Source organism: Klebsiella sp. HC6 (genome assembly GCF_022605325.1).
Classification (GTDB): domain Bacteria; phylum Pseudomonadota; class Gammaproteobacteria; order Enterobacterales; family Enterobacteriaceae; genus Klebsiella; species Klebsiella terrigena.
The window spans coordinates 19,121-31,114 of the sequence record NZ_CP093276.1 but is presented as its reverse complement, the minus strand read 5'-3'; the positions used below and the strand labels follow the sequence as shown (position 1 = coordinate 31,114).

13 protein-coding genes are annotated in these 11,994 nt (G+C 58.8%); 6 read left to right on the top strand and 7 right to left on the bottom strand.

All coding sequences use genetic code 11. The features are described from left to right. Positions 1-31: 31 nt before the first annotated feature. Positions 32-127 carry an ilvB operon leader peptide IvbL gene (gene ivbL / locus MMW58_RS00150; RefSeq protein WP_071844866.1) on the bottom strand — a complete coding sequence of 32 codons (96 nt, stop codon included), beginning with the start codon at positions 125-127 and terminating at the stop codon, positions 32-34. A gap of 575 nt (positions 128-702) precedes the next feature. On the opposite strand from ivbL, the gene tisB reads away from it, so the two are divergent. The 4 genes from tisB to emrD all read left to right on the top strand — a co-directional run bounded on the left by tisB (position 703) and on the right by emrD (position 3,590). Then, the gene (tisB, locus tag MMW58_RS00145; protein ID WP_072051767.1) at positions 703-792 is read left to right on the top strand and encodes a type I toxin-antitoxin system toxin TisB; all 90 of its coding nucleotides are present in this window, start codon (positions 703-705) and stop codon (positions 790-792) included. Between the two features lie 88 nt (positions 793-880). Continuing rightward, positions 881-1,327, top strand: a complete 447-nt coding sequence (locus MMW58_RS00140) for a GNAT family N-acetyltransferase (protein ID WP_133600243.1) — start codon at positions 881-883, stop codon at positions 1,325-1,327. Between the two features lie 69 nt (positions 1,328-1,396). Continuing rightward, positions 1,397-2,230 carry a DMT family transporter gene (locus tag MMW58_RS00135; protein WP_133600244.1) on the top strand — a complete coding sequence of 278 codons (834 nt, stop codon included), beginning with the start codon at positions 1,397-1,399 and terminating at the stop codon, positions 2,228-2,230. A 175-nt stretch (positions 2,231-2,405) separates the two neighbouring features. After that, positions 2,406-3,590, top strand: a complete 1,185-nt coding sequence (emrD, locus tag MMW58_RS00130; protein ID WP_159236670.1) for a multidrug efflux MFS transporter EmrD — start codon at positions 2,406-2,408, stop codon at positions 3,588-3,590. Between the two features lie 70 nt (positions 3,591-3,660). On the opposite strand, the gene dsdC is transcribed toward emrD, so the two are convergent. Further along, positions 3,661-4,590, bottom strand: coding sequence for a DNA-binding transcriptional regulator DsdC (gene dsdC, locus MMW58_RS00125; RefSeq protein WP_133600246.1), 930 nt, complete (start codon positions 4,588-4,590; stop codon positions 3,661-3,663). A gap of 226 nt (positions 4,591-4,816) precedes the next feature. Here dsdC and dsdX point away from each other — a divergent pair, with 226 nt between their 5' ends. Both dsdX and dsdA read left to right on the top strand, forming a co-directional pair. Next, a complete protein-coding gene (dsdX, locus tag MMW58_RS00120) occupies positions 4,817-6,154 on the top strand; it encodes a D-serine transporter DsdX (protein WP_159236671.1) in 1,338 nt (445 codons plus the stop codon). A 17-nt stretch (positions 6,155-6,171) separates the two neighbouring features. After that, a complete protein-coding gene (gene dsdA, locus MMW58_RS00115; protein ID WP_241722557.1) occupies positions 6,172-7,500 on the top strand; it encodes a D-serine ammonia-lyase in 1,329 nt (442 codons plus the stop codon). A 7-nt stretch (positions 7,501-7,507) separates the two neighbouring features. Here dsdA and MMW58_RS00110 read toward each other — a convergent pair whose 3' ends face one another. From MMW58_RS00110 to MMW58_RS00090, 5 genes are all read right to left on the bottom strand, one after another. Continuing rightward, positions 7,508-7,948: a radical SAM protein gene (locus MMW58_RS00110; RefSeq protein ID WP_241723788.1), complete on the bottom strand. Its 441-nt coding sequence runs from the start codon at positions 7,946-7,948 to the stop codon at positions 7,508-7,510. Positions 7,949-8,007: 59 nt separating this feature from the next. Next, positions 8,008-8,352 (bottom strand): DUF202 domain-containing protein, encoded by a 345-nt coding sequence (locus MMW58_RS00105; protein WP_133600250.1) that lies wholly within the window; start codon positions 8,350-8,352, stop codon positions 8,008-8,010. 7 nt (positions 8,353-8,359) lie between these two features. Further along, a complete protein-coding gene (locus MMW58_RS00100; RefSeq protein WP_095102437.1) occupies positions 8,360-8,707 on the bottom strand; it encodes a YidH family protein in 348 nt (115 codons plus the stop codon). 108 nt (positions 8,708-8,815) lie between these two features. Beyond that, entirely contained in the window at positions 8,816-10,138 is a 1,323-nt protein-coding gene (locus MMW58_RS00095; RefSeq protein ID WP_041143317.1) for a 6-phospho-alpha-glucosidase, read from the bottom strand. Further along, positions 10,135-11,757 carry an alpha-glucoside-specific PTS transporter subunit IIBC gene (locus MMW58_RS00090; RefSeq protein ID WP_133600252.1) on the bottom strand — a complete coding sequence of 541 codons (1,623 nt, stop codon included), beginning with the start codon at positions 11,755-11,757 and terminating at the stop codon, positions 10,135-10,137. The genes MMW58_RS00095 and MMW58_RS00090 overlap by 4 nt, the downstream gene beginning before the upstream one ends. Positions 11,758-11,994 lie beyond the last annotated feature (237 nt).

Below are 11,994 nucleotides of genomic sequence, written 5' to 3'. Positions count from 1 at the left end.
GGCGGGGTTTGGAATCGTGTTGTTCCGGACCCTACGGCGCATTGCCGACGACGACCACCACACGCACGACGACCACCGCGGCAGGCGCGGTTTTTAGTAGGGTCGAAGTCAGCATGGAAGCGTTCATTAGGGGCCTTTGTGTCGAAAAATTAACTGAATTTATACAAACACAGCCGCGGCCATTAAACAATGGATTTATTTTCAACCACGGAAATTTGCGCAGAGGATCACAATTTTTTAACCCGGTGTCGGAAAGCAAAAAACCCCGCCGCAGCGAGGTTTTTTTCAGCATTTTTGCGGCTGGTAACCGCAAGCACACTGTATTACGTCAACGCCAAAAGTATACGCGTTCGCGGAAGTTCACGCAATTTTAGCCAGGGTTTTTCATAAAATAGAGTATGGATCGGCGGTGGATTTTTGTCGAGAAAAATACTGTTTATTTATACAGTGAATGCTTATACTGAAAGCGTTCACTCTGTGCCATTCGGGGGCCGCATGTTTACCGGCGCAATCAAGTCCTGGCTGAAACGGGTGGTGCCGTCAGCGCCTTAACCCTGAAAGAGCACACTGTGTTACGTCAACAAATACGCTAATGCCTTCCGGGCACGGCAACGTGTTCAGGCAGGCGGCGTAGACCCTGGCTGGCAACAGGCGGCGGAAAGGTACGCCAGCCGGCTGTGCTCCTTTACCGAGGAGACGCGTATGGGCACGATGGATATTATCGTTCTTATCCTGAAACTCATGGTTGCCCTGTTGCAACTGCTTGATGCTGTCCTGAAACAGTTCCGCTGATTCAGGTTCAGGTCGCACCTGGGAGGGGCGGGAAACCGCCCCTCTACAGGCGGTCTCCCTTCACCTGCGCCAACTGATGGAGAAACTTATGCCACCGCTGCTGATTGCTGCCACCACGCCAGACGACGCCGGCTTTCTCGCCCTGCGTAGCGAAAGCCTCGCCCAGCACTTTAATATGCTGCGCCGCCTGGCGGAGAACTGGCAGAGCGGAGAAAACCGCTTTAACGCGCCGGGAGAAAAGCTGCTTGGGGCCTTCCGTGGTGGAGAGCTGGTGGGCGTTTGCGGGCTGAACGTTGACGCCTACAGCCAGCAGCCGCGGGCCGGGCGCATTCGTCATCTGTACATCGGCGAGCGCTACCGTCGCCAGGGCATCGGGCAGCAGCTGCTGGTGGCGGCGATCGCCCATTCCGGCACCTGGTTCGATTTCCTCAATACCCATGCGCCGTCGTCGGCCTGGCCGTTTTATGAAAGCCTGGGATTTCGTCCGGTTTACGATGAGCCGCGGGTGACGCATCGCCTGTTCTGCTCGCTGTAGCCGCCTCTGGCTGGGTGAAAAAGCGCATGTTACAGTTTCACTACCCTGTCCCCACTGTGCCCCACCCTGATGACGATAAACGTTTTCTGCATTCTGCTGTTCGCCGCCCTGCTGCACGCTAGCTGGAATGCGATCGTCAAAGCCAGCGGCGACAAGATGTACGCGGCAATTAGCGTGAGCGGTTCGGCGGCGGTCATCGCCCTGCTGCTGCTGCCTTTCGCGCCGCAGCCGTCCCTCGCCAGCGCGCCGTATCTGCTGCTTTCCAGCGCCCTGCAGGTGGTTTACACGGTACTGGTAGCAAAAACCTACCAGGTGTCGGACATGAGCCAGACCTATCCGCTGATGCGCGGCACGGCGCCGCTGCTGGTGGCGATAGTGAGCGTCGTGTTTCTCGGCGATCGCCTCTCCCCTCTGGCATGGGCGGGCATCGGAGTCATCTGTCTGGCGATCCTGGCGATGGCCTACAACGGGCGCGCCAGCTCGCGCCGCGGCGTGGTGCTGGCGCTGATTAACGCCTGCTTTATTGCCGGCTATACCCTGGTTGATGGTACCGGCGTCAGGCTCTCCGGCTCTGCGCTGGGCTACACGCTGTGGTCCTTTTTGATGAACGGAAGCTGCCTGCTGGTCTGGGCGACGATCGCTCGTCGGCGTGAAGTCAGCCGCTATCTGCGCCAGCACTGGCACAAGGGGCTGCTCGGAGGCGTCAGCACCATGGGCTCCTACGGCCTGGCGCTGTGGGCCATGACCCAGGCGCCGCTGGCGGTGGTTGCCGCGCTGCGTGAAACCTCCATTCTGTTCGGCGCGCTCATCGCCTTTGTGCTGCTTAAAGAGCGGGTCATACCGCTGCGCATTGCCGCCGCCTGCGGCATCGCGGCCGGCGCGATCCTGCTGCGCCTCTCTTAGCGCATCATGGCAACATTAGTTGCCGATTATTGTTTACAAAACCTGCCTTTAATTCCCCGACAATCGCCGCCGGGTGGTTGTTCTGTTATTTTTATGTGGTAGATTCCTCCATCGTTTACCGTATGTGCCAGTCACATATTCTTCATTTATCTCTACTAACAAAGTATTCATCGACATGAAACGGCATAAGAACTTCAATTTGTTGTTGATGCTGGTCGTGCTGGTGGCCGTTGGCCAGATGGCGCAGACCATATATATTCCGGCGATTGCCGACATGGCCGTCTCGCTCAACGCCCGCGAGGGCGCCGTGCAGAGCGTGATGGCGGCCTACTTGCTGACCTACGGCGTATCGCAGCTCTTTTACGGGCCGCTGTCCGACCGCGTGGGGAGACGCCCGGTAATTCTGGTCGGGATGTCTATCTTTATGCTGGCGACGCTGGTTGCCATCACCACCCATAGCCTGACGGTGCTGATTATCGCCAGCGCGATCCAGGGAATGGGCACCGGCGTTGGCGGCGTCATGGCGCGTACCCTGCCGCGCGATCTGTACGAAGGCGCGCAGCTCAGGCACGCCAACAGCCTGTTGAATATGGGGATTCTGGTCAGCCCGCTGCTGGCGCCGCTGCTTGGCGGGGTCCTCAATACGCTGTGGAGCTGGCGCGCCTGCTACGCCTTCCTGCTGGTACTGTGCGCCGTGGTGACCTTCAGCATGGCGCGCTGGATGCCGGAAACCCGCCCGGCCGGCGCGCCGCGGACCCGCCTCACCACCAGCTACAGAACGCTTTTCGGCAACGGCGCGTTCAACTGCTATCTGCTGATGCTGGTTGGCGGCCTCGCGGGAATTGCCGTTTTTGAGGCCTGCTCCGGCGTGCTGATGGGCGCCGTGCTGGGCTTGAGCAGCATGGCGGTCAGCATCCTGTTTATTTTGCCGATCCCGGCGGCCTTCTTCGGCGCCTGGTTCGCCGGGCGTCCGAACAAGCGCTTCCCGACGCTGATGTGGCAATCGGTGATTTGCTGCCTGCTGGCGGGAATTATGATGTGGCTTCCAGGGCTGATGGGCGTCATGACCGTCTGGACGCTGCTGGTGCCGGCCGCGCTGTTCTTCTTCGGTGCCGGAATGCTGTTTCCGCTGGCAACCAGCGGCGCAATGGAGCCGTTCCCGTTCCTCGCCGGTACCGCCGGCGCGCTGGTTGGCGGCCTGCAGAATATCGGCTCCGGCGTCCTGGCCTGGCTATCGGCGATGATGCCGCAGACCGGCCAGGGCAGCCTCGGATTGCTGATGATGCTGATGGGGCTGCTGATTATGCTGTGCTGGCTGCCGCTGGCGTCGCGCTTTAGCCGCCATCAGCAGCCGGTTTAGGGCTTCCGCAGTTCTCCCCGGGCCGCGACGCAAAGCGTCCTGCCCGGGCGCACGATTCAGCTCGAGGCCATTATGATTGCACCCGGCTCTGCAGCCAGTTGATAAAGGCGTCGATTTTTGGCCACTGGCGCCCCGGCAGCGTGGTCACATAGTAGTGCTGATGGCATTTCAGCGTCATCTCGCCAAACGGCGCGATCAGCTCCCCGCTCTCCAGCCGCTTTTGCACCAGCCTTTTTCGCCCCATCGCCACGCCGACGTGGTTCATCGCCGCTATCACCGCTAAATCGGAACGATCGAAGCCAATCCCCGACGATTGCGGCATATTAATCCCAAACTGCTGCGCCCAGCTAAACCACTCGTCGGTGCCGGAGTCATTGCTCCAGGCCTGGCGATCGTGCAGCAGCGTGCAGTGCTGGAGGTTATCGGGATTCTGCTGCAGCTGGTGCTGGCGGGCATAGTCCGGGCTGCATACCGGCACAATCGCCTCGTCCATCAGGAAGTGGTGGCTGAGCTGTGAGGAGGGCAAATCGTCAAAGTAGATAGCCAGGTCGATGCCGGCGCGCTGCATATTGACGTTATCGTTGCCGGTCAGCACGGTCAGCGAGATCGACGGGTAGCGGCGGGTAAAGTCGCCCAGCGCCGGGACCAGCCAGCACTGGGCGATCGACGGCCGCGAGTAGACCGTCAGGGTCCCGGACAGCTCCTGGTTTTTGATATCCAGTATCTCCTGATTGAGGCTATCGAGGGATGACTTCAGCGCCCAGAACACCCGCCTGCCTTCGTGGGTCAGCTCCACCTTGCGGTGCGAGCGGACGAACAGCTGAATACCCAGCTCCTCTTCAAGCTGGTTCATGCGGTGGCTCACCGCGCTGGGCGTCAACGACAGCTCTTCCGCCGCCAGGGCAAAAGATTCGTGCCGCGCGGCCACCTCAAAGGTATAGAGCTTTGACAGCTGCCAGCCGTTGAGTAGCCGGTTACCCCTCTCTTGTTGCGCATCCATCCTGCGTCTCCCCCGATTTTATCAGCGCTGATTGTAAAGAAAACGGCCGCCAACCGTCGTCTTAAAGATGAATAAAAGTGACCCATAACGCAAAATAACGCCATTTTTAGACGTTAATCACTCATTTGATTCAATCTAATTCACCTGAAGAGCCAATTATATCGTTTGTCAGCCGGTGGCGTTTTTCTGTTCAATAAGCGCAGATTATTCACAGGCGAGGTGGGGTATGGAGTCGCAGATTTGGGTTGTGAGCACGCTGCTGATAAGCATCGTGCTGATCGTGTTAACTATCGTCAAACTGAAGTTTCACCCCTTCCTGGCGCTGCTGTTAGCCAGCTTTTTTGTCGGCGCAATGATGGGAATGAGCCCGCTGGATATGGTGAACGCCATTGAAAGCGGGATTGGCGGAACCCTGGGCTTCCTTGCGGCGGTTATCGGCCTCGGCACCATCCTGGGTAAAATGATGGAGGTCTCCGGCGCCGCAGAGCGTATCGGCCTGACGCTCCAGCGCTGCCGCTGGCTATCGGTTGACGTCATTATGGTACTGGTGGGCCTGATTTGCGGGATTACGCTGTTTGTGGAAGTTGGCGTCGTGCTGCTGATCCCGCTGGCATTCTCCATTGCCAAAAAGACCCACACCTCGCTGCTGAAGCTGGCGATTCCGCTGTGTACCGCGCTGATGGCCGTCCACTGCGTGGTTCCGCCGCATCCGGCCGCGCTGTTCGTTGCCAATAAGCTTGGCGCCGATATCGGGACGGTTATCGTCTACGGCCTGCTGGTCGGGCTGGTGGCCTCGCTGGTTGGCGGCCCTCTGTTCCTTAAGCTCCTCGGCAACCGCCTGCCGTTTAAGCCGGTTCCCGCCGAGTTTTCTAACCTGGAAGTCCGTCAGGAAGAGACGCTGCCGTCGCTCGGCGCTACGCTCTTTACTATCCTGCTGCCTATCGCGCTGATGCTGGTAAAAACCGTTGCCGAGCTGAATATGACCAGGGGCGGCACGCTGTACATGCTGCTGGAGTTCATCGGTAACCCGATCACCGCCATGTTTATTGCCGTCTTCGTGGCTTACTACATTCTCGGCATCCGCCAGAACCTTGGGATGAGCGTCCTGCTGACTCATACTGAAAATGGCTTTGGCTCGATTGCCAATATCCTGCTGATTATCGGCGCCGGCGGCGCATTCAACGCGATACTGAAAACCAGCGGGCTGGCAGATTCTCTGGCAGTGATTCTGTCGAACCTGCATATGCACCCCATCCTGCTGGCCTGGCTGGTGGCGCTGATCCTGCACGCGGCGGTCGGCTCCGCTACCGTCGCGATGATGGGCGCAACCGCCATCGTTGCACCGATGCTGCCGCTTTATCCCGGCGTGAGTCCGGAGATCATCGCCATTGCTATTGGTTCAGGCGCAATTGGCTGCACGATCGTTACCGACTCCCTGTTCTGGCTGGTAAAACAATACTGCGGAGCGAGCCTGAGCGAGACGTTTAAATACTATACAACGGCCACATTTATCGCATCCTTACTTGCGCTGGCCTGCACGTTCCTGCTTTCTTTCATCATCTGAGCGCCAAGAGACGTAATATGAAAAACGCTGACATGACCACTTTAATCGCCCGGTTCCCGCTGCTGAAGGAGCTGATCGCCCTGAAAGAAACCGCCTGGTTTAACCCGGCAACCACCGCTCTGGCCGAGGGTTTACCTTACGTCGGCCTGACCGGCGAAGACGTCCAGGACGCCCGCGCCCGCCTCGATCGCTTTGCGCCGTATCTGGCGCAGGCCTTCCCGGAAACCGCGGCCACCGGCGGGATTATCGAATCCGAGCTGGTGGCGATTCCGGCCATGAAAGCGCGGCTGGAACAAGAATTTGCGCAGCCGGTGGCGGGCGAGCTGCTGTTGAAAAAGGACAGCCATCTGCCGATCTCCGGCTCAATTAAAGCGCGAGGCGGCATTTACGAGGTGCTGACCCATGCGGAAAAACTGGCGCTGGAAGCCGGACTGCTCGCCACCGCGGACGACTACAGCAGGCTGCTGACGCCTGAATTTAAACAGTTCTTCAGCCAGTACAGCATCGCCGTCGGCTCCACCGGGAACCTCGGAATGTCGATTGGCATCATGAGCGCGCGCATCGGCTTTAAGGTTACCGTGCATATGTCCGCCGACGCCCGGGCGTGGAAAAAAGCGAAGCTGCGCAGCCACGGCGTGACGGTGGTGGAGTACGACCAGGATTACGGCGTGGCGGTTGAGCAGGGGCGTAAAGCCGCCGAATCAGACCCTAACTGCTTCTTTATCGACGACGAAAACTCGCGCACGCTGTTCCTCGGCTACGCCGTCGCCGGCGAGCGTCTGAAGGCCCAGTTTGCTCAGCAGGGCCGCGCGGTGGATGCCGACCATCCGCTGTTCGTCTATCTGCCGTGCGGCGTTGGCGGGGGCCCTGGCGGAGTGGCATTTGGCCTCAAGCTGGCCTTCGGCGACCACGTGCGCTGCTTCTTCGCCGAACCGACCCACTCGCCCTGCATGCTGCTGGGGATTTATACCGGACTGCACGACGCGATTGCGGTCCAGGATTTAGGTATTGATAACCTGACCGCCGCCGACGGGCTCGCCGTTGGCCGGGCGTCGGGATTTGTCGGCCGGGCGATGGAGCGTCTGCTGGATGGCCTGTATACCCTCGACGACCAGACGATGTACGACATGCTGGGCTGGCTGGCGCAGGCGGAGAATATCCGCCTTGAGCCTTCGGCGCTGGCGGGCATGGCCGGGCCGCAGCATATTTGCGCAAGCGAGACCTACCGGCAAATGCACGGCTTTAGCCCGGAGCAGATGCAGAATGCCACGCACCTGGTGTGGGCCACCGGCGGCGGCATGGTGCCGGAAGAAGAAATGGCGCAGTACCTGGCGAAGGGCCGCTAGCCTGTCGTCAGCGCAGCAGCGGCATCAGCTCGGCGGGCGAGCGCTGCTGGTTTTGTAGATCACGCATGACGCGCATATAGGGCGCGCTCATGCTGTAAAACTGGCGATAACCCGCGCACAGCGGGTTTTGCCCCTTTTCCGCATTCAGCGGCGGGCAATCACCGCCGCAAAGCCTCAGCCACGGACAGTCGCAACAATCTGGCGTAACCGGCGCGTCGGCGGGACGTACCGCTTCCCCGCACCAGCCGCGCAGAGCGCTCTCAAAGGGCAACACCAGGATCCGGCCGATATCCTCGCGTACCCAAATAGCAAAAACCGCGCACAGGAACTCCCCCCAGGCCTCGGCATCTTCCGGCTGAAGCTGCGGAACAAAGCGGATCGCTGAAACGCCCTGCTGGCGTAGCTGGTGATAATATTCCTGCGGGCTCTGGCAGTGATGGCGATAAATATTGACGTCCAGTACCTTCAGCTCTCTCTCTGCGGCACTCCTCCTGTGGCAACGTCCTGTCATGTCACATCCTTAATGAATAAAACAATCTGCCGTAGATGAGTTACAGCAAACATTAACGCCAGCGAAAGCACTGCGAGGGAGATCAAAAATTTGTCACGTACCGCCCGGGATTGTACAAAATCGCTCTCGCTGATATCCATCAGATTGCGGCTGCGGGTATAGCGCCAGAGAATAATGGCTACGGCGACCAGCACGCCAATCGACAGCCAGAACAGCGCCCCCGCGCTGTGCCAGTTGTGTTTGACTGCCAGCGCCATCAGCGCCCCGTAGCCCAGCAGCGTGCGGAACCAGGCCAGCGACGTGCGCTCCGGCTGCAGGCCAGGGTCACGCTCCCGCCGCATCCGCCGCCTATCCACCGTAGAGCACCAGTCCCGTCACCACCACGACCACAATCATCAGCAGAATGCTGATCGCCAGCAGCGTCCGGGTATAGGGCAAGTCCTGTTTCAGACGCATCGCCTTTTCATTACTCAGCCAGCGCAGATAGCCGTAAATGGCCAGGCCGCCGGCAAACAGGCACAGCAGCAGCGCCAGCGCTTCGCGAATCAGCGGCGTGGCAAAGTCGGGCGCCAGCTGATCGAGGCCGACGCCGGCGGCGAGAAAGCCCAGCGCCGTGCGGATCCAGGCGAGAAAAGTACGTTCATTGGCGAGTGAAAAGCGGTAATCCGGCGCTTCGCCGACGCGGGAGATTTTCATCAGGGTTCCTTGTTCGTGCCACGGCCAGGCTCCAGCATAGCGTAATTCATCGCGAACAGGGGAAGAGGGAAGAACCGGCACCCGTTGGGTGCCGGTGAGAGGGAGAGATTAGTGCAGTTCTGGCCAGTACTCTTTATTGGCCGCGATCAGGTCATCAAGGATAGCCTTCGCAACGGAGGCGCTCGGCACGGTTTTCGACAGCGTAATCGCCTGCCACAGCTTGTGGTAGGAGCGATGTTCCCAGGCATCGACCACCAGTTTTTCGACCGCCACCTGCTGGCCCATCATCCCTTTCTGGAAGTTCGGGATATCGCCAACCGTTAGCGGCTCCGGCCCGTTATGGCCAACCAGGCACGGAATTTCAACCATCGCGTCGGCGTCAAAGTTATGGATAGCGCCATTATTCGGCACAATCAGCAGCATGCGTTCCTGGGTGTTGAAGGCAATCGCCGCCGCGAGGTCAACGATGTACGAGGCGTGCTCGTCGATCTCCAGATCGCCGGCAGAGGATTTACCGGCGGCAATAATGGCCCGGCAGGCAGTGAAGACGTTTTTCTCGCGATGATCCATGACCTCGTTTGCGCGGGTGCGCTCAGGGTTGGAGTGCGCCACCACATAGTCCGGGAACAGATAGTACTTCAGGTAGGTGTTCGGCATGGTATCCGGATCCAGCGCCTGCACATCTTTTGCCTTGGCAAAGGTATCGTTCCAGCTCGCTTCGGTATGCGGGTCGTTTGACGGCGGAACGTAGCCATATTTAGCGACATGTTCACGCAGTTTTGGCATCAGGTCGTTACCCTGCAGATCCTCAATCGACGTCCACCAGCCGAAGTGGTTAAGGCCGTAGTAGCGCACGCGCATCTGCTTGCGGTCTTTCAGGCCAACGATTTGCGCCATTCGCCCTTCGATACCGATCGGCATATCGCAAATGTTGAGGATTTTCGCGTTCGGGCGCAGGCGGCGGGTCGCTTCCGCCACGATGGCCGCCGGGTTGGAGTAGTTAAGCATCCACGCGTTCGGCGAATATTTTTGCATGTAGTCCACCAGCTCCAGCACGCCGCCGATAGAGCGCATACCGTAGGCGATGCCGCCAGGTCCGCAGGTTTCCTGGCCCAGCACGCCGTGGCGCAGGGGGATTTTTTCATCTTTTTCACGCATCGGATATTTACCGACGCGAATATGTGCCATCACGAAATCCACGTCGGTAAACGCCGCCTGCGGGTCGGTGGTGTAGCTGAACTCAATATCCGGTGCCTGCTCTTTGAGAATGACTTTACAGGCTTCAGCGATAGTCTCCTGCCGCGCGCCGTCGTTGTCATAAAATTTCAGTGCCCGCAGCGGGAAACGGTCCTGGTTAGCTAACAGCATTAATACGATGCCCGGGGTAAAAGTACTGCCGCCGCCTGCGATAACAACTGAGAATTTCTTCATGATACTGCCTCCGTCATGGTGTTTTGTTCGGTCTGTAGAGAATCTTTGATGAGGGTTTCAAGCTGGTCGCGAACCTGAGGAACGTGTAGGCCAACGATGACCTGGATCCCGTTGCCGCGCCGCACCACTCCGTGGGCGCCCAGCGCTTTAAAGACGTCGTCACTTTGCGTTTTCGCCATATCGACCAGCGTGATACGCAGGCGGGTGGCGCAGTTATTGATGCTCTCGATATTGCCCGCCCCGCCCAGCGCCTGCAGGAAGCCTGCGGCCTGGCCGAGTTTGGTCTCCGTCGCCCCTGCGGCGCTGGTTTTGCCGCGCGCCGCCTGGTAGTCGGCCTTGCTGTAGAGCTTGATTTCACTCTCTTCCCGTCCCGGCGTTTTCAGGTTGAGTCGCAGGATCAGGGTGCGGAAGATAACGAAGTAGATACCGGTGAAGCATGCCCCGACGCCGATCTGGATAAACATCATCGAGGCGTGGTTGTGGAACATCGGGATCCAGTTTTGCGGCAGGAACTGATCCAGCAAACCGCCGCCAAAATTGCCTACCACGCCGCACATATACATCACCGTCGCCATCGTCGCCGCCAGCACGGCGTGCACGGCGAACAGCAGCGGAGAGATAAACAGGAAGGTGAACTCCAGCGGTTCGGTAATGCCGACCAGCATGGCGGTCAGGGTGGCCGGTATCAGCAGGCCGGCGACCTTGACGCGGTTTTCCGGGGCGGCGGTGAAGTAGAGCGCCAGCGCAATACCCACCGAGCCAAAGACCTTCGAGTTGCCGTGCAGGGCGAAGCCGCCTTCCGGGAACAGGGCCTTCAGCGGCTCGGTGCTCTGACTGAACTCCTGCAGATGCTGCGCCCAGTACATCTGGATGCCGCCTTCCACTACCGCCGGGCCGAAGATAAACGGACCGTAGACAAAATGGTGCAGGCCGGTTGGGATCAGGATCCGCTCAAGGAAAATATAAACCCAGACCCCGAGCGCCCCGGCCGAACGTAAAAACGCCTGCAGAGATTCAATACCCATCTGCACCTTCGGCCAGCCGAGCAGCGTCAGCCAGGCGCAGGGGATCATCGCCAGGAATGCCACGATGACGACAAACGAAGAGCCCTGGAAAATACCGAGGAAAACCGGGAGCGGTTTATCAAAATAGCGGTTATGAATCGCGGTCACGAAGCCGGAAATAACAATTGCGCCAATGATGCTGGTATCCAGCGTTTTAATCCCGGCGATCATCGCCAGGCCGCTGCCGGCCGTAGGTTCAGCGGAAAAGTCGACGCCGAAGAAGTGACCCCAGGTCATCCCCATCGCGTTGATAAAGTAGTTCCAGGTCAGAAAGCTGACCAGCACCGCGAGGCAGGCCCGGCCCTGCGCCTGTTTAGCGAGGCCAATCGGCAGGCCGACGGCGAAAATCAGCGGCATATTACGAAATACCGTCCAGCCGCCCTCTTCAATAATGTGAACGATTTGCGCAAATAAATTATCGGGGGCCGTAAGCGCTTCGCCGACAAACATCGGGTTGCGCAACATAATGGCAATCCCGACCACGATCCCGGCAAACGGAAACAGCAAAACCGGGGTAAACATGGCGCCGCCAAAACGTTGTATTTGACTGAGCATTTTAAAATCCTCATTTAACAACCAGTAGGGTTAGAGGCCTTATTTGTCTTGAGTATCGGCCTAAAGCGAGAATAGGAATTTACCCGTCATCCAACATGCAATGTCGGTGCGATTCGTGATCGCTTTCATGGTTTTAATTACAGCGATGTTGTCTACTTTTTTAATAAAACATAGACAACAACAATGCCCCCCATCTCCACCCTGTAAAAATGTCAGCGTATTCATATGTAATTTAAT